This window comes from Streptococcus oralis (assembly GCF_023611505.1).
Taxonomy (GTDB): Bacteria; Bacillota; Bacilli; order Lactobacillales; family Streptococcaceae; genus Streptococcus; species Streptococcus oralis_CT.
Window position 1 is genome coordinate 1,275,549 of sequence record NZ_CP097843.1, and the last position, 16,975, is coordinate 1,292,523.

Below are 16,975 nucleotides of genomic sequence, written 5' to 3' on the forward strand. Positions count from 1 at the left end.
CCTTTCTCTACCCCATTTCCTTTAATGTTTTTAAAATCATATCCTTATCCATAAAACCTGGTTGCGTTTTGACCAGCTTGCCTTCCTTGTCTATAAAGGCTTGAGTTGGATAAGAACGAACACCATAACTTTCCAAGAGTTTGCCTGATGGATCAATTAAAACTGGAAAATTTTTATAATCTAAGCCTTTGTACCAGTTCTTAAAGTCTGCTTCCGCTTGCTCACCCTTGTGGCCAGGAGACACCACTGTCAAGACCACATAGTCGTCTCCAGCATCCTTAGCGATTTCGTCCGTATCTGGAAGGCTGGCTAGACAGATGGAACACCAAGAAGCCCAGAATTTGAGATAGACTTTCTTGCCCTTGTAATCAGATAAGCGATAGGTCTTACCATCTACACCTGTCAGTTCAAAATCAGCGACTGCCTGACCTTTAGTGGCAGTTTGTGAACTGACCTGTTCTGTTTTGGTTTGCTCCTTCATAGTAGATTCGCCTGACATGTTTTTAGCCGAACAAGCTGCCAAGCAACAGACTGAGCCTACTCCAAGGAGACAAGTTTGCCATTTTTTCATTTCTTCTTCCTCTCTATTCAAATAATCTTGTCAAAATGGAAGCATTTCCCAAAAGCACCAAGATTCCCATCACGATAATGAGGAAACCACCCACTTTTTTGAGGGTTCCGAGGTAAGGATGGAGTTTTCGAAAATGTTTCAAAACATAGCTGGAGGCGAGAGCTAGAACCAAAAATGGTAGCGCCAAACCCAGCGTGTAAACCAACATGAAACCAGCTCCCTGCCAAGCACCTGAGCCACCTGAAGCCGCTAAGGCCAAAACAGACCCCAGAACCGGCCCTACACATGGCGTCCAAGCAAAACTAAAGGTCAACCCCAGTAAAAATGCCTGACTATAGCCCTTACCGCTTTGTCCCTGTCTCTTTAATTGTAGCCTTCTTTCCTTGTAAAGTCCCTTAAAATGTAAGACTTCCATCTGGTGCAAACCCAAAAGAATGATAACTGCACCTGTCACATACTGAAACCAAGAAGCATACAGCAAATTGCCTAAAAAACCAGCTCCATAGCCCAGTAAGATAAAGATAAAAGAAATCCCCGCTATAAATGCCAGAGTTCGCAATAAACTAACAAATGAGATTGAAATTTTTCCGCTAGAAGCCTGAGCACCATCTTTGTCATCCAACAAGACCCCTGCATAGACCGGTAACAAGGGTAAGATACAAGGAGAAAAGAAGGAAAGAATTCCAGCAAGAAAAACACTGATAAAAAAGAATACATTGTCCATTGCCTTCCTCCATTCTTTGATTTGATAGGACTATTATAGCTCCAAAACTCCAGAAAAAACAGGGACAATGATAGGGAAAAATAGGAATTTAATCAGTTTATTCAGAAATCTGGCACAAAAAAAGCCAGACAAGGTCTGACTTTGATAGAAACAGAAAAGAAATCACCTGTCTTCCCTACTTATCTGGTAATAAATAAGGTCCGAAACGTAGTCTTTTCTCTCCACACCATTGGCAATGGTCTTGAGATAGGACATCCCCGCCTTTTCCATCACACGACCTGAAGCTGGGTTAAGACTGGCATAACGTGCTCTGACCTTTTGAAAGCCCGCTTGAGTAAAACAGAAGTCTAAGACAGCTTTCAAGGCTTCCGTCATAATACCACGACCCCAATAGTTTTTTCCTAAAATATATCCAATTTCACAACTTGAATCTTTCTCATTCATCTCAACGATGCTGATATCTCCTATCACTTGCTCAGGATTTTCTTTGAGACAAATGGCCCATTTGTAATAGTTGGGATTGGGATAGGATGCAACCCAATTTCGAATCGAGTTTCGAGTCACCTCGACATCAGGATGAGGATCCCAGGTGACATAGGTCAGATTCTCAGCAGACGAAGCCCAATTTTGAAACATGGCTTCCGCATCACTCTCCACAAATCTTCTCAAAATCAAACGATCTGTCTGTAACATTTGCGTACCGATTGCTTCCATAATGTTACCTCGCTTTCTAAGCTTAAGGCTCAAGCTAAAAAGGTCCCCCGGACTAACTCTCACTTTTTATTTCAAGGTGAGAGGCTAAAAACCTCTACTGGAGGTTCCTCGTTTTCCCGTTTCTAGACTCGGGCTGAAAACCTCCACTGGAGGTTTTCACTCCCAAAAGTCATCAAATACGGTGATGGGTAGGTGGCGTTTATGTTGGCCTTTGTGCCACCAGTTTTCAATAGTCGCTTGGGCTTCTGGGCTGATTGTTTTGCCTTCTAGGTAATCATCAATTTCATTGTAAGTGACTCCAAGTGCGACTTCGTCTGCAATACCTGGTTTTTCTTCTTCCAAATCTGCTGTTGGGATTTTTTCATAAAGGGCTGGGTCTGCACCAAGCTCTTTCAAGAGTTGCTTTCCTTGACGTTTATTGAGGCGGTAAAGGGGGAGAATGTCTGCACCACCATCACCAAACTTAGTAAAGAAACCTGTGATATTTTCCGCAGCATGATCTGTTCCAATGACCGCTCCGCTATGGGCACCCGCAAGGGCATATTGGGCAATCATACGACTACGAGCTTTAATATTGCCCTTGTTAAAGTCTGAAACAGGACTTCCTGTCGCTTCAACTGCAGCTGCCATGGCATCAGCTGATTCCTTGATATTCACAACCAAGCTGACATCTGGTTGGATGAAAGCAAGAGCTTTTTGAGCATCTGCTTCATCAGCTTGCACGCCATAGGGCAGGCGGACAGCGATAAATTGGTAGCTGTCATCTCCTGTCTCTGCTCGCATTTCTTCCATAGCTAATTGCGCCAAGCGCCCTGCTAAGGTTGAGTCCTGACCTCCAGAAATCCCTAGTACAAAAGTTTTAAGGAAGGGGTGTTTTTTCAAGTATCTTTTTAAGAAGTCAATGGAACGACGGATTTCTTCCTGAGCGTCAATCACTGGCTTGACACCCAGTTGCTGGATAATGGTCTCTTGCAAACTCATTCTTATTCTCCTTCACCAAGGGCTTCTTTGCGCATCTTGTCAATCAAGTCCATCTTATCTTGCCAAATATCATGCGCCAAATCTACTGGATAGTGCTGTGGATTGAGTACCCGTTTATACTCATCCCAAAGCTTGTCAAATTCTTTGCGAGCATAGGACTGAATCTCGGTCAAACTAGGCAAATCGTAAACCAATTTTCCTTCTTTAAAGATATCCACTAAGAGAGGAACGGCATCAAAATTACGAACGGTCTTCTTGATGTATGTATAAGTCGGATGGAACATCTTGATTTCAGTCATACCGCTCACATCCACACCATCATAGGTGATGTAGTCGCCTTCTGACTTGCCTTTTTCACGACTGGTAATGCGCCACACCTGTTTCTTACCTGGCGTTGATACTTTTTCAGCATTATTAGACAGTTTGATGGTATTGCGCATACGACCATTCTCATCTTCGATAGCTACAATCTTATAAACTGCCCCAAGAGCTGGCTGATCATAGGCTGTAATCAGCTTGGTTCCCACACCCCAGACATCAATCTTGGCCTTTTGCATCTTGAGGTTGAGAATAGTATTTTCATCCAAATCATTGGAAGCATAGATCTTAGCCTCTGTGAATCCAGCCTCGTCCAGTTGCTGACGGACTTTCTTGGAAATGTAGGCAATGTCCCCAGAGTCGATCCGCACACCCATAAAGTTAATCTGATCACCCAGCTCACGCGCCACCTGAATGGCAGCTGGCACACCGATGCGAAGCGTATCATAAGTATCTACTAGAAAGACACAGTCACGATGGGTTGATGCATAAGCCTTAAAGGCTTCATAGTCGTTTCCATAAACTTGTACCAAGGCATGGGCATGAGTCCCCAAGACAGGAATATCAAAGAGTTTACCAGCACGCACGTTGCTGGTTCCATTGGCGCCACCAATCACGGCTGCGCGTGTTCCCCAGATAGCTGCATCCATTTCTTGCGCACGACGTGTCCCAAACTCCATCAAGGGTTCATCTTCAATAACCGAACGAATACGTGCCGCCTTAGTCGCTATCAAGGTTTGAAAGTTAACGATGTTTAAAAGAGCCGTTTCAACCAATTGACATTGGGCTAGAGGGCCTTCCACCTGAACAATTGGCTCATTAGCAAAAACCAAGTCCCCTTCCTGGGCAGAACGAACCGTCAACTCCAACTTGAGATTGCGGAGGTAGTCTAAGAACGCACCGTGATAGCCAAGCGACTCCAAGTAGGCAATATCGCTATCTGAAAAGCGCAAGTCTTTAAGATAGTTCACAATTCTTTCCAAACCAGCAAAAACCGCATAACCGTTGTTAAACGGTTGCTGGCGGAAGTAAACCTCAAAGACCGCCTTCTTATTGTGAATCCCTTGGTCAAAGTAAACTTGCATCATATTAATCTGGTACAAGTCCGTGTGCAATGTCAAACTATCATCTGGATACATCTGTTTTCCTTCTTCCTTCTTTATAAAGGTATGAACGTATTCTACCACTTTCACACCATCCGATAAATCAGTACTATTATAACACATTTTACCGAGATTGATAAAAAGCTAACAAGCTATTCTCCATTCTCCAGTTCATCCATATCTTGCTCAAACTTTTTTTGAGCCCATTCGCCATAACTTTTAAGCCCGAGATTGCCAATAAAAACCCAAGGAAGATAAATCAGATAAGTAAGCACCCAAGCAGATAAGTATTTAACGTTCAAAGGATTGTGCTGATAAATTTCGATATTGAATTGATAATTTTGCAACATCAAGAGAGTCGTAATAGCGAGAGTCACCAGCAGACACCCTATAATTGTAAAATGAAAACGACTATAGTAGGTCACTCCAAGATGTCGTGCACGATTGAAAAAGAAGAAAATTCCTAACAAAAGGGTAATCAGAAGAATATTAGGATTAAAAAGAGCAGGTGCTAATACTGCCACCAAATAACTCAGTAGAATGAGCCCAATAAACACATAAAAAGACTCTGTCCCAGCTTTGTTAATCAGTTGTTCTTCCCTTTCGTCTAGTAATTGATAATAAAAAAATCTATTTTTCATCTTCTTCCTCCCAAACTTGCTGATTTCTGCGATTCAAGTATAGAATAACTCGGTCCATAGAATAACTCCCAACGAGATAGATGATAACTGCTAGAACCACTTTTAGGGAGTACTTCCAAGTCAATAGACTGACCAGTTCCTCGCGATTGCCTACGATATCAATCAATAAAACCACTATAGAAAATCCCAAAGCAGATAAAATTCTTTCTTTTCCAGTATTCTCAACAATATCTCGAATATCAATTCCTACATACATGCGGCGAATAATGGCATACAAACCTACTCCAATCAATAAAAGTAATTCTGGTGAATAGGATAGAAGCGTTAAATTAAAAATATAAACTTTGGCAAAAATTTCCAGTGCCAAAAATAGGCACATTCCCAAAAGAATTTCTCCTGAAATCTTTCCATCCAATTTTTCCGTACGTTCATCTTTGATCACAAGTTTTTTTCTATTTTTCATCTTCTTCCTCCCAAAATAGTTGGTCTAATGTTTTTCCTAAGCATCTGCAAATGGACTGGCAGAGGGAGAGACTAGGATTGTATTTCCCAGCTTCAATCAAGCCTATAGTCTGCCTAGTAACGCCCACAGCTTCTGCCAAATCCCCTTGTGTTAAATCACGCTCCACCCGAGCTGATTTTAACTTTAAATTTTTAGCCACTAGCGTCCTCCTTCACATTCTTAAAAAGTTGCGCTTCTTTTAAAAACATTATACCATATATCTAACTTAATGCAATATATAAATGTCATTTTGTAAGATTTTATTAACAAAAAAACTCTCTACTACAAAAAATAGAGAGCGTTGCCTTTAAATATAGGATTTCAAAATATCAACGACATCACTTCTTTTCTTGACCTGATGGGCCTTGATGCCCAATTTCTGAGCTGTGTTTGTATTGTCCTCAATATCGTCTAGAAAGACACAATTTGTAGGATCTAGCTGGTATTTATAGAGAATCTCCTTAAACATTACCAAATCAGGCTTTATAGCTTTTATATCACAGGATAAGACAAAGCCATCTAAAAGTTCTTTTAAGGGAGATAGTTGCTCTTCCAGCAAGTCATAAAATACCTTTGAGGTATTGGACAAGACAAAGATGCGATGCCCCTTTTTCTTTAGTTCTGACAAGACAGGAGAGACTTCCGTATAAATGTCAATGTAGCTAGGCCAGTTCCAGATAACTTCTTCGACCTTCTTTTGATAGGTCCTGCCAATCATTGACACAACTTTAAGCACCAACTCTTCTCTCGTCATGGTTCCAAGATCTAATCTTTCCCAAAGCCCCGACTGAAAAATGGCCTTATCTAAAATCAAATATTCTTCCTTCGTATCCGAAACACCTTGCAAAATCTTATTTTTGTTCCATTCTAATAAAACGTTGCCCATATCTAGTATGATATCCATTAGCCCACCTCCATAGTGATGTGAAAATTTCCTCTTTGATTTATACTTTCATATTCAGCTTACAAATCCTTTTGGTAATAGTATCTTTGTCCTGTATAGGGATAGTTTTGCAAGGTAAAGACTGCCTTGTAGCCATGGCTTTTATAAAAATCTGGCGCTTGGAACTGGTAAGTATTGACGAAAGCAAAACGACAGTTTCGATTCTTAGCTTCACTTTCAGCTTGCTCCAATAGTTTTGAACCGATTCCCTGTCCTCGCAATTCCTCTCTCACAAACAAATATTCGATTTCCAGCCAATTTCCGAAAGTCTCTGCTACTAAGCCTGCCAGGAGATTGCCCTTTTCGTCTTCAACATAAAGGTTCAGGAGCTCGCTTTCAGCCTCTTCTCTTTTGGAACGATTATAAGAACGAATCAAATTTCCTATTTCTTGCGCTTTCTGGGACGCCTTATTTTCCAATCTAACGTGCATCCAAACCTCCTAATAAACTGCTACAGCTTGATTATAATCTTATTTCAATAGACTGTCAAACTAGAAAAAAACTCACCAAGCTGAGTTGATGAGTTCATGAGTTATTTTCTAAATTTCCACTGGCTATAAATTCCGAAACCGATAATCCAGATAGCTGAACCAATTGCTCCCATAAAAGTAGATTCTTGTAAAAAGAGGGTTACAAAGACAAAGATAAAGAAGAGCATGGTTAAAGGATTTAGAAAACGGTAATGGGGCATGAGGTAGCCATCCGCCATGAAGTCTTGTGACTTGCGGTATTTGAGATGAGCCACCATGATCAAGATATAAATCGCGATGTAAACACCTGATGAAGACGCCGTAATCAAAGCAAAGGCATCGGAAACACCTGGCAACACATTGATAAAAGCAGCCAGAGCAATTAAGATTGCTGAAGCAATAATAGCATTTTGTGGAACATTATGGCGAGAGAGAGTATCTGCCTTGATCGCTTTTAGGAAGCGATTGGGTGAATCATGAGCAATCTGGTAGAGGTGTCGCCCTGTTGAATAGAGGGTTGAATTAAGAGCAGATGCTGCCGACGTCAAAACAACGAAGTTAATCAGAGCTGCCGCCCACTTGATACCTGCCAGCTCAAAGACCGTTACAAATGGTGAATCTGAAGAAGCAAGTTCTCTCCAGGGAATAATAGACATAATGGCTAATAGAGCGCCACCATAGAAGAAGACAATTCGGAGAGGAATTTCCTTAACAGCTTTGGGCAAAACTTGACGAGGATTCTTCGTTTCAGAGGTTGTCACTCCGATAAATTCAATCATCAGATAGGCAAAAAATACCATTTGAAAGGCCATGACAAAGTTCATGACTCCATTTGGGAAAAGAGAGAATTGATTGCTGATATTTGCCAGACTTGCAGCACCATATGGTGTTTCAAATCCTGTCAAGACCATAAAGACCCCTGTTGCAATCATAGCTAAAATAGCCACAATCTTAACCATAGCAAACCAAAACTCGACTTCTCCAAAGAGCTTAACCGCAATCAGATTAACCAAGGCCAAAATCGTTAAAAAAACAATCTGAATCAACCAACTAGGCCAAGAAGGAAACCAAAACTGAACATAATGCGAAATCGCAGTGATTTCTGCCATACCGATAAATACAACAGACAACCAATAAGACCAAACAGAGAAATACCCCCAGCCTTTCCCCAAATGACGGGTGATAAAGTTGATAAAAGTATGTTGTTCTGGATCCTGATATAGCATCTCCCCAACAGCCCTCATCATCAAAAACATAAAGGCTCCTGTAATCATGTAAATCAGGATGATAGAAGGTCCAGTAAGGCTGATAGAACGACCAGCACCTAGGAAAAGTCCTGTTCCGATTGTCCCCGCAATGGCCATCACCTGAACATGGCGATTGGTTAAACCACGCTCCATTTTATTTTTTTTCTTATTTGAACTCATATAGTCTCCTATTTATTCAAAAAATCAAAAAGGAGTTGAGCAAGTCAAGACCTCCACTACTCCGTTTTCATTCTATTTAGGCTGTTTTTTCAACCTTTAAAATTTTGACATCGTAACTACCAACAGGTGTCTCAATCGTAACAATATCGCCTGTTTTTTTGCCGATCAAAGCTTGTCCAATCGGACTTTCATTTGATACCTTCCCAGCGAAAGCATCCGCACCTGCAGAACCGACGATGATGTAAACTTCCTCTTCCTCTTCACCGATTTCTTGAATGGTTACGGTCTTACCGATAGCTACCTCATCTTGGGCAACTGCATCGCTATTAACAATTTCAGCATAGCGAATTTTGGTTTCTAGACTTGAAATTTGTCCTTCAACAAAAGCTTGTTCATCCTTAGCTGCTTCGTACTCGCTGTTTTCTGAAAGATCCCCGTACGAACGAGCAATTTTGATACGCTCTACTACTTCAGGACGACGAACGAGTTTCAATTCTTCTAATTCTTTTTCTAACTTTTTCTTTTCTTCAAGGGTCATTGGGTAAGTTTTTTCTGCCATTTTTTCAACTTTCTTTTCTATTACTTTTTTAAAACAAAATTATGTGGAAAACCACATAATTTTAGTTTGAACTACTTGATTGTGTTAATTTACTATTGATATGTTCTGCAACGTTTTGGTCATGCTCTTCTTTTGTCGTTGCAAAGTATACTTTACCGTCTTCAACATTAGCTACAAAGTATAAGTACTCACTCTTTGTCTGATTTACACTTGCTTCAATAGCATCAAGGCTTGGACTATCAACTGGGCCGGGCATGAGGCCAAGATGTGTATAAACATTATAAGGTGAATCAATCGTAGTATCAATTGCAGTATCATCAGCCAAGCTAATCTTTTGGCCAAGTTTTCCTTCAGCATACAAGATAGCAATGTTGCTTTGAAGTGGCATACCAAGATTCAAGCGGTTATAGAAGACTCCCGCAATCAATTTACGATCTTCGGTCTTAGCCCCTTCTTTTTCGACAAGAGAAGCAATACTGAGCAATTCATTAACTGTCAGATTCTTTTCTTTGATCGTAGTGTAATACGGTGACATGGCCTTGTCCATAGCTGCTAACATATCATCAATCAAGCTTTCAACTGTGGTGCTGTCTTTGATAGTGTAGGTTGCTGGGAAAAGGTAACCTTCAAGGCGATAACGAACGCCACTGTCTTTTGTTGGAAGACTTCCAAGAAGGTTTGGATACTTAGCTACTAGTTGGGAGATGAAGGTTTCATCTTGAGCTTTTGCCAGGAAAGCATCCGCTGTAAGAGGTTCTTTAAAATCACCTTGGAGTTGACCTACTGTCTGAGCAATTTGCTCTAAGGTATAACCTTCTGGAATAGTTAAGTTCGCAAGCACTGGTTCTTGAGGTTCAGGAGTTCCACCTTTTTGCAATTCTTGAATTAAGTCATCCGTACTCATGCTTTTCTTCAAATTGTAATAACCTGACTTCAAGTCTGAACCCTTATACTTAGCATAAATACTAAAGATAAGTCCATGTTTGACCAAACCAGATTTTTCCAAAGTACTCCCAATTTGTTGTACATTTGATCCTTCTGGAATTTGAACTGTCACATACTCCTTAGAGCTCGCATCAACAGGTTTCAAAGAGTTTTGAACGTAACCGTATCCAAAGTATCCACCAGCAGCCACAAGCACCAAGAGGACTAAAAAGGTTACTAGGAAACCTTTGGCCTTTGATTTCTTCTTTTTCTTGGTTGGTTTTTTACCTTTACGGCGACGGTTACGACGTGGTTCCTCCGTTAATCTGTCTGAGGATCCAGTTGAAACTAGCGCTTCAGCTTTATTATCAGAAGAAGGAACTGATGTATTGGCCTCTTCTGTCTTATAAGTCACATCTATCTTGGTCGGAGTATCGTTAAATTCTTTTTCTTCAGGTTCAAGATCAACTGGTTCCACCTTAGGTTGAACGGACTCCACTACAGGTTCTTCAGCTGGATGAATCGGTTCTACTAGAGGTTCTTCAGATTCTACAACTTCAATCTTGTCAATGACAGGCTGTCTAATCTCTTTCTCTTCTTTTTCATCCGTTTTATCAGCTTCAGCACTCGAAAGTGGAGGAACACTCGGCGCATTCTTTAGAATTTTATCGACAACAGATAGGGAATCAGCCATCAACTCTTCTGTTGAAGCATCCGATTCAGGATTTACAGGAGTTACTGAACTAGCTTGAGATGATGAAGCTGTCAGATTTGGAATGTCTACTTCTTTCTCTCTCCTATCTTGTTCTTTCACTCTCTCTAAATCACGTAGAATCTGCTCTTTAAAGCTTAATTTTTCTTCTTCTCTTGATTTTTCAGTCAAAAGCATTACCTCCTTGTTGACAATCCATAATATTATATCTTAAAAGTCGCAGAAAAGCAACTAACTAGGGCATTCCCTAGCTAGTTTTCTTTATTTTCTGGCTGCCAAACCATATCATACCATGTTTCCCCAGCAAAGCTTGACTGGGATACCCCTTCATTCACAAATCCATGTTTTTCATAATAAGGGATGAGATAGTCATGACAGGTCAAATTGATACCTTCTCGTTCATGTTCTAAAGCGACTTCTTTCAGAGCCTTTAATAGTCTTTTCCCAACTCCCAAAGCTTGTGCTTCCTTGGCAATAGATAGGCAAGTCACAGAAATATAACCTCCAGATTGATGGCTATAGTCTTTTATTTCTTCTGTAAAGGACTGATCATGTAGATGGCGTTGTGGGACGACTGGACCTTCGATATAACCAAGAATATGTCCCTCTTTTTCAGCTACCAGAAAACTGGTCTGAATTTCCCGCAAATGCGCCTCAAAGACGGAACGAGGAATAGCTTCTTCAAGGGAGAAATTCTCTAGCTCTATCTCTATAATCCGATCTAAATCTGAAAATCTCGCTTGTCTGATTTTCATACTTCCTCCTGATAAAAAGGATTAGCCCAAGTCATATACCATTCAGAACCACTGTCATATTGACTACCTGTCACTTCTTCTGCAACAAAGCCATTCATCTCAAAATAAGAGAGCAAGTCATCAGGACAAGTCAAGCGAAGATACTCATACCCTCCTTCTACCGCCACTTGTTTCAAGCTAGCAAGAAGAAGGGTCCCCAAGCCTTGCCCGCGATGGTCAGGATGAATAGCAAATGATTTTATTTCTATCCATGTGGGATGAAGAGACTGAGATTCTCCTAAAACATAGCCTACGAGCTGGTTTTCATCTCTAGCTACAAGAAGGGTAGCCGCAATCTTACGGATACTCTCTTCTAAAAACTCGTAGTTCACCATTTCTTCTGAGGATAAACAAGATTCTTCAATTGCTACAATTTCTTCTAAATCCGATAAAGTAGCCCGTCCTATGGTGATTGGAATTTCCATTCTTTTTTCTTATTGGACGTTACTTGTCAAATTAGACAAGAGACGTTCAAATGAGTACTCATAGGTTTGGATATCTCCTGCTCCCATAAAGACATAAACTGCATTATCATGCTCAAGGAGTGGTGATACATTTTCAACTGTGATGACTTGGCTTTTCTTCTTAATTTTATCTGCTAGGTCTTCTACCTTGACGTCACCATGGTCCACCTCACGGGCTGATCCATAGATTTTCGCCAAGTAAACAGCATCTGCCTGGCTCAAAGCTTTAGCAAAATCGTCCAATAGGGCAATGGTTCTAGTAAAAGTGTGTGGTTGGAAGATTGCAACAATTTCCTTGCTTGGGTATTTCTGACGAGCCGCATCTAAGGTCGCAATGATTTCCATTGGATGGTGGGCGAAATCATCAATAATAATGGTGCCATTGACAACCTTTTCAGTGAAACGACGCTTGACACCAGCAAATGTTTTCAAGTGTTCACGTACCAAGTTCAAGTCAAACCCTGCTGTATAAAGTAAACCAATAACGGCTGTCGCATTCATAATATTGTGACGACCAAAGGTTGGAATGTGGAATTGACCCAACTCTTGTCCGCGGAAATGGACTGTGAAGGTCGAACCAGTCGTAGAACGTAGAAGGTCGCTGGCTACAAAGTCATTTCCCTCAGCATCAAAGCCATAGTAATAGATTGGAGCATTGGCTGTAATCTTACGCAACTCAGCATCCTCACCGTAGACGAATAAACCTTTGGTAATTTGTTTAGCATAGTCATTAAAGGCATTGAAAACATCCTCTAGACTAGTAAAGTAGTCTGGATGGTCAAAGTCAATATTGGTGATAATAGAGTATTCTGGGTGGTAAGGCATGAAATGACGCTCATATTCGTCAGATTCAAAAACAAAATACTTAGCATTTTCAGAACCTCGACCCGTTCCATCCCCAATCAAGAAGCTAGTGTCTGTGATGTGAGACAAAACATGAGACAGCATCCCAGTCGTTGATGTCTTACCATGCGCTCCTGCAACCCCCATGCTGACAAAGTCACGCATAAAGCTGCCTAGGAATTCATGGTAACGTTTGTAGCTGATACCATTTTTGTCGGCATAGGCGATTTCAACGTTATTATCTGGACGAAAGGCATTTCCAGCAATAATTTCAAGATCCCCTTGCAGGTTCTTTTCATCAAAAGGAAGAATCGTAATCCCTGCCTGCTCTAGTCCACGTTGAGTAAAGTAGTATTTTTCAACGTCTGAACCTTGAACCTTGTGTCCCATTTGGTGCAACATCAAGGCCAAGGCACTCATCCCTGATCCCTTGATTCCAATAAAATGATATGTTTTTGACATGTTTTTCTCCCTTACTCAGTAATTCTTGTCAGATTCAACTCTTGGGCAACCTGACGTTCCTGTTCCGTTTGCTTATTCTTTTTATTATATATTTGACTCTTCTTTAGAAAATCATAGTTGTTCTTTTTAGCCTTTTCCGTTTGAGATTTCGGAGTTGGAGTCACTACCTGGCCAGCTTCCTCGGCTAGAATATAGTGGGACTGGCTCAAGTTTTTACTAAACTTGGCAAACTCACCTGGATTTTCCTTTTGAAATGGTGCTGTTGGTTGGTTTCCTTGACGAACAAGTGTTGAACCATTGTGTCGTCTAGTATGACTAACATCCTGAGTCAAATACTTGGCCGAACGTTTCTTCTTCAAGTCCGCACGAGCCTCTTCTCTAGCCAATTCAGCATACGTTTTTTCAATTTTTTTAGGTTCTGGGCCTGGTTTTGACTCCTTGCTAGCTACCGAAGGAGTTACAGCCTGTTCCTCATTGATAGGAGACCATTCCAAATAGTTTTTATCGCGGTAATCACCCTTGATATTGCTAATAAAGTCTGACTCATCGTACAAGTCCATGACTGGCATTTTGGTCAGCATGATCTCATCATCTGACACCAATGGAAATCGATCTTGTTTCATTTTGTATTTCCTTTCAACACTTCATTATAGCGTATTGTCTTGATTTTTCAAGTGCTGGCTTCAGAAATCCCTAAAATTTCTCGAATTTCTGCCAGACTAAGACTCGCACGCGATTCCGTCCCATCTAAAACTTGGGAAACTAGGTGTCTCTTCTGTTCTTGGAGTTCTTGAATCTTTTCTTCAATGGTTCCTCTAGTAATCAAACGATAAACTTCTACCTTCCGCTCCTGTCCCATTCGATGAGCTCGTCCGATAGCCTGAGCCTCGACAGCAGGATTCCACCAGAGGTCCACTAGGATGACGGTGTCAGCTCCTGTCAGATTGAGACCGACACCACCTGCCTTAAGGGAGATGAGAAAGATATCCCTTTCCCCTTGATTAAATATTTTGGTCATCTCTTGTCGGTCTTGAGCAGGAGTTGAGCCCGTAATTTTGAAGGAAGTCAAGCCCAAATTTGGGAGCTCTTGCTCGATTTTTTCCAACATTCCTTTAAATTGAGAGAAAATCAAGACCCGATGCCCACCATCTGCTACTTGTAGCAATAAATCTCGGAGACTATCCAATTTACCACTGGCTCCTTGGTAATTGTCCATAAAAAGAGCTGGCGTATCGCAGATCTGGCGCAAACGCATGAGACCAGATAAGATTTCTACCCGACTTCTCTGGAATTCTTGATCTGTCACTTGTGCTAGGCGGTCTCGCATCTGTTGCAACTGGGCGAGATAGATGGCCTTCTGCTGGTCTTCCAGTTCATTTTTATAGACAACTTCGATCAGATCAGGTAGTTCTGTTAGGACTTCTTCTTTCTTACGCCTCATGACGAAGGGCTTGATAAATTGCGCTACTCGGTCAGCCGGTAATTTCATAAACTCCTTTTTACTTGGTAAGAGCCCCGGAAGCACAATTTGAAAGATAGACCACAACTCTCCTAAATGATTTTCGATGGGCGTACCTGACAAAGCAAAAACTGCCGGCACCACGAACTGGCGCAAACTCTGAGCAATCTTAGTCTGGGCATTTTTCATGACCTGGGCTTCATCTAAAAAGAGAAAATCAAAAGCCATCTCTTGATAAAGCTCGCTGTCTTGACGAAAGGTGGCATAGCTAGTCACATAGATTTGGTGATTTTCAGAAAGAATTGCTTCTCGATTCGCTTTCAAACCATGAACGACAGCCAAATCCAACTGTGGGGCAAATTTCCTAAATTCATCTGCCCAATTGTAGATCAAACCTGACGGCGTTAAAATCAAGATCCGACTATCTTCGGTCACCTGACTAGTCAAAAAAGCGATAGTTTGCAATGTTTTTCCCAGTCCCATATCATCTGCCAGAATGCCACCAAAACCATAGTGATGAAGCATCTGGAGCCAACGGACTCCCTTTTCCTGGTAGTCTCTCAAACTCGCCTGCACCCGTATATCTCCCAAAGGAAAGTCCTCTGGATGAGTCAAATCATGAGCTAAATGCTGAAATTCTTCCGAGAAGGAGATCCTGTCTCGACCTTCAAAAAGCTGAGAAAGGCTATAAGCCAGAGATTTTCGAGCTTGAAAAGAACCATCTTTTAGCTCAACCCCCAGTTCCTGCAAATTTTGACGAATCTGCTTGGTTTCCTCATCAAAAAAGTACACTTGGTCAGAAGAACTGATATAGAAATCCTGATTGCTGGTCAGGGCTTTAAGAGCTTGATCAATCTCTTCTTGGGCAATCCCTTGGAAATCAAATTGGATTTCCAACAATCCTCCCTTGGACTCAATCTGAACCTGAGGAGCTTGGACGCTGTAGAGCTGATTCATCTCATCAGACAAGAAAACCTGACCCAACTTCTCAAAAGCTGGAATCGTATGGTGAAAAAAAGAATAAACTGCCTCTGGCTTCAAAGCCTGTCTCCAAGACTGAAAATCAGCCTCAAAACCAGCCCCTAAACAGACTTGAAATAGCTGGTTTTCCAAGACGGCATCGCTTGAAAATGGTAATTGTTCCAGCTGTTGATGACTAGTCACCTTAACATCTCCATAGTCAAACTGGATATCCAAGCGGATACGACCGTCATCCTCCTTATTAAAGTAAAAGATTGGTGAAAAGGGTCTGATTTGCAGACGCTCGGGAGCAGAAACCGTGCCCAGCTGCCCAAACAAAGGCAGACAGGCGGCTAGGAGGTCACGATCACTGTTGTCAAACTGGAGGTATTTTCTCCCTCTTTCCTCCTGAGGAAGCTCCTTGAGTTCCTTCAAAAGAGTTATCTGATTAGGGGTCAAGAAATAAACATTTCCTTTACGAAAGAGAACCGCTCCCCCATAGAATACGTTGACTCGCTCAGTCTCAGAAATCTCCATCTCAAAGTAATCTGGGTACTCCTGCACATTAAAAGAGAAAAGGTTCGCTTCCGGATCTAAATCGTGAAAGAGGAGATTCTCATAACTATCAAGCTGGTGGTCAAAATGAAAATCTTCCAAGTTCATCAGCAACTCCACTCCCTGCTCAAAAAAGGTCAGAGGGAAAAAGAGGTGACGACCTTGATTTGGGAAAAAGAGGTCTTGACTCAGTCCCTCCTCAATCAAGCCACATAAAAAAGTAAGAACTTCTTGACTAGCTGTATCAAAAGCATCCCAAGACAAGTCATTTTCATAGTGTTTCCCAATCATGTATGGCTTTCGTTGGACCAAGACCTTCAAAAAGAGAGGGAGGTCACGAATGACATAATATTTTTGACTCTCAAGCAAACCGATTCGAAGAGTCCAAAGGAGGCGATTGGTTCCAGCTTCCACCTGCCCTTGAGCCGACAAAGTGTAGATTTTCTCTCTCTTCTGAGGTTGAATACGCTCCAAAAAACTACCGCCAAAACTAACCTTGGTTTCGACCTCTTCTTGCTCTTCATGTCCTTTTTCTAAGGCTTGTAAAATCACCTGGCCTTCTTCATCATTCTTCAGATAATGCTCTAGCGCTGCGAGGTGAACACAGTAACCTCTTTTTTGGAAAAAATCACAAGAACAAAAAACAAGATCATCCTCTAAGCTGTAGCGCAAGTCTTCTCCCGCCACACGAGTATAGAGGCGATTCCCTTTTTCCTTGATAATCTCAATGTTGCCTGTCTCATAGAGAGTAACACCCTCCATGCGCAACTTTCCCGGAATCAATTTAGCCATAGTTACCCCTTTATCTTATCTTTTCATTATACCACATTTTCCCCTATGAAAATAGCC

General features: G+C 41.4%; 18 protein-coding genes. All 18 read right to left on the bottom strand.

All coding sequences use genetic code 11. From position 1 onward, the window contains the following. Positions 1–7: 7 nt before the first annotated feature. The 18 genes from M9H69_RS06610 to M9H69_RS06695 all read right to left on the bottom strand — a co-directional run bounded on the left by M9H69_RS06610 (position 8) and on the right by M9H69_RS06695 (position 16,918). Positions 8–571, bottom strand: coding sequence for a redoxin family protein (locus M9H69_RS06610; RefSeq protein WP_250315152.1), 564 nt, complete (start codon positions 569–571; stop codon positions 8–10). Between the two features lie 13 nt (positions 572–584). Further along, positions 585–1,295, bottom strand: a complete 711-nt coding sequence (gene ccdA2 / locus M9H69_RS06615) for a thiol-disulfide oxidoreductase-associated membrane protein CcdA2 (RefSeq protein ID WP_250315153.1) — start codon at positions 1,293–1,295, stop codon at positions 585–587. Between the two features lie 162 nt (positions 1,296–1,457). Beyond that, positions 1,458–2,009 carry a GNAT family N-acetyltransferase gene (locus M9H69_RS06620; RefSeq protein ID WP_250315154.1) on the bottom strand — a complete coding sequence of 184 codons (552 nt, stop codon included), beginning with the start codon at positions 2,007–2,009 and terminating at the stop codon, positions 1,458–1,460. A gap of 156 nt (positions 2,010–2,165) precedes the next feature. Beyond that, the gene (nadE, locus tag M9H69_RS06625) at positions 2,166–2,990 is read right to left on the bottom strand and encodes an ammonia-dependent NAD(+) synthetase (protein ID WP_247917477.1); all 825 of its coding nucleotides are present in this window, start codon (positions 2,988–2,990) and stop codon (positions 2,166–2,168) included. Between the two features lie 2 nt (positions 2,991–2,992). Further along, complete coding sequence (locus M9H69_RS06630; protein ID WP_250316175.1) at positions 2,993–4,447, bottom strand: nicotinate phosphoribosyltransferase; 1,455 nt, start codon at positions 4,445–4,447, stop codon at positions 2,993–2,995. 116 nt (positions 4,448–4,563) lie between these two features. After that, positions 4,564–5,052, bottom strand: a complete 489-nt coding sequence (locus M9H69_RS06635) for a DUF6773 family protein (protein WP_250315155.1) — start codon at positions 5,050–5,052, stop codon at positions 4,564–4,566. After that, a complete protein-coding gene (locus M9H69_RS06640; RefSeq protein WP_000797306.1) occupies positions 5,042–5,515 on the bottom strand; it encodes a DUF6773 family protein in 474 nt (157 codons plus the stop codon). Before M9H69_RS06640 ends, M9H69_RS06635 begins: the two co-directional genes overlap by 11 nt. Beyond that, complete coding sequence (locus tag M9H69_RS06645; protein WP_250315156.1) at positions 5,505–5,714, bottom strand: helix-turn-helix transcriptional regulator; 210 nt, start codon at positions 5,712–5,714, stop codon at positions 5,505–5,507. Before M9H69_RS06645 ends, M9H69_RS06640 begins: the two co-directional genes overlap by 11 nt. A 147-nt stretch (positions 5,715–5,861) precedes the next feature. Next, complete coding sequence (locus tag M9H69_RS06650; RefSeq protein WP_250315157.1) at positions 5,862–6,458, bottom strand: HAD family hydrolase; 597 nt, start codon at positions 6,456–6,458, stop codon at positions 5,862–5,864. Positions 6,459–6,517: 59 nt separating this feature from the next. After that, the gene (locus M9H69_RS06655) at positions 6,518–6,928 is read right to left on the bottom strand and encodes a GNAT family N-acetyltransferase (RefSeq protein WP_250315158.1); all 411 of its coding nucleotides are present in this window, start codon (positions 6,926–6,928) and stop codon (positions 6,518–6,520) included. A gap of 101 nt (positions 6,929–7,029) precedes the next feature. Continuing rightward, entirely contained in the window at positions 7,030–8,394 is a 1,365-nt protein-coding gene (locus M9H69_RS06660) for an amino acid permease (RefSeq protein WP_057489444.1), read from the bottom strand. Between the two features lie 76 nt (positions 8,395–8,470). After that, a complete protein-coding gene (greA, locus tag M9H69_RS06665) occupies positions 8,471–8,953 on the bottom strand; it encodes a transcription elongation factor GreA (protein ID WP_000818770.1) in 483 nt (160 codons plus the stop codon). 61 nt (positions 8,954–9,014) lie between these two features. Next, positions 9,015–10,766 carry an endolytic transglycosylase MltG gene (gene mltG, locus M9H69_RS06670; RefSeq protein WP_250315159.1) on the bottom strand — a complete coding sequence of 584 codons (1,752 nt, stop codon included), beginning with the start codon at positions 10,764–10,766 and terminating at the stop codon, positions 9,015–9,017. A gap of 74 nt (positions 10,767–10,840) precedes the next feature. Further along, complete coding sequence (locus M9H69_RS06675; RefSeq protein ID WP_250315160.1) at positions 10,841–11,344, bottom strand: GNAT family N-acetyltransferase; 504 nt, start codon at positions 11,342–11,344, stop codon at positions 10,841–10,843. Continuing rightward, positions 11,341–11,808 (bottom strand): GNAT family N-acetyltransferase, encoded by a 468-nt coding sequence (locus M9H69_RS06680; RefSeq protein ID WP_250315161.1) that lies wholly within the window; start codon positions 11,806–11,808, stop codon positions 11,341–11,343. Before M9H69_RS06680 ends, M9H69_RS06675 begins: the two co-directional genes overlap by 4 nt. Positions 11,809–11,817: 9 nt before the next feature. Beyond that, positions 11,818–13,152, bottom strand: coding sequence for a UDP-N-acetylmuramate--L-alanine ligase (gene murC, locus M9H69_RS06685; RefSeq protein WP_250315162.1), 1,335 nt, complete (start codon positions 13,150–13,152; stop codon positions 11,818–11,820). 11 nt (positions 13,153–13,163) lie between these two features. Continuing rightward, positions 13,164–13,775, bottom strand: coding sequence for a cystathionine gamma-synthase (locus M9H69_RS06690; protein ID WP_247946311.1), 612 nt, complete (start codon positions 13,773–13,775; stop codon positions 13,164–13,166). Between the two features lie 47 nt (positions 13,776–13,822). Continuing rightward, entirely contained in the window at positions 13,823–16,918 is a 3,096-nt protein-coding gene (locus M9H69_RS06695; protein ID WP_250315163.1) for a DEAD/DEAH box helicase, read from the bottom strand. Between the last annotated feature and the right edge of the window lie 57 nt (positions 16,919–16,975).

Excerpts from the sequence above, each read along its gene's own strand:
- murC (WP_250315162.1), bottom strand. The coding sequence starts at position 13,152 with ATGTCAAAAACATATCATTTTATTGGAATCAAGGGATCAGGGATGAGT.
- M9H69_RS06640 (WP_000797306.1), bottom strand. The coding sequence starts at position 5,515 with ATGAAAAATAGAAAAAAACTTGTGATCAAAGATGAACGTACGGAAAAA.
- greA (WP_000818770.1), bottom strand. The coding sequence starts at position 8,953 with ATGGCAGAAAAAACTTACCCAATGACCCTTGAAGAAAAGAAAAAGTTA.
- ccdA2 (WP_250315153.1), bottom strand. The coding sequence starts at position 1,295 with ATGGACAATGTATTCTTTTTTATCAGTGTTTTTCTTGCTGGAATTCTT.
- M9H69_RS06655 (WP_250315158.1), bottom strand. The coding sequence starts at position 6,928 with ATGCACGTTAGATTGGAAAATAAGGCGTCCCAGAAAGCGCAAGAAATA.
- M9H69_RS06695 (WP_250315163.1), bottom strand. The coding sequence starts at position 16,918 with ATGGCTAAATTGATTCCGGGAAAGTTGCGCATGGAGGGTGTTACTCTC.
- M9H69_RS06660 (WP_057489444.1), bottom strand. The coding sequence starts at position 8,394 with ATGAGTTCAAATAAGAAAAAAAATAAAATGGAGCGTGGTTTAACCAAT.
- mltG (WP_250315159.1), bottom strand. The coding sequence starts at position 10,766 with ATGCTTTTGACTGAAAAATCAAGAGAAGAAGAAAAATTAAGCTTTAAA.
- M9H69_RS06630 (WP_250316175.1), bottom strand. The coding sequence starts at position 4,447 with ATGTATCCAGATGATAGTTTGACATTGCACACGGACTTGTACCAGATT.
- M9H69_RS06680 (WP_250315161.1), bottom strand. The coding sequence starts at position 11,808 with ATGGAAATTCCAATCACCATAGGACGGGCTACTTTATCGGATTTAGAA.
- M9H69_RS06650 (WP_250315157.1), bottom strand. The coding sequence starts at position 6,458 with ATGGATATCATACTAGATATGGGCAACGTTTTATTAGAATGGAACAAA.
- nadE (WP_247917477.1), bottom strand. The coding sequence starts at position 2,990 with ATGAGTTTGCAAGAGACCATTATCCAGCAACTGGGTGTCAAGCCAGTG.
- M9H69_RS06610 (WP_250315152.1), bottom strand. The coding sequence starts at position 571 with ATGAAAAAATGGCAAACTTGTCTCCTTGGAGTAGGCTCAGTCTGTTGC.
- M9H69_RS06675 (WP_250315160.1), bottom strand. The coding sequence starts at position 11,344 with ATGAAAATCAGACAAGCGAGATTTTCAGATTTAGATCGGATTATAGAG.
- M9H69_RS06635 (WP_250315155.1), bottom strand. The coding sequence starts at position 5,052 with ATGAAAAATAGATTTTTTTATTATCAATTACTAGACGAAAGGGAAGAA.
- M9H69_RS06620 (WP_250315154.1), bottom strand. The coding sequence starts at position 2,009 with ATGGAAGCAATCGGTACGCAAATGTTACAGACAGATCGTTTGATTTTG.
- M9H69_RS06690 (WP_247946311.1), bottom strand. The coding sequence starts at position 13,775 with ATGAAACAAGATCGATTTCCATTGGTGTCAGATGATGAGATCATGCTG.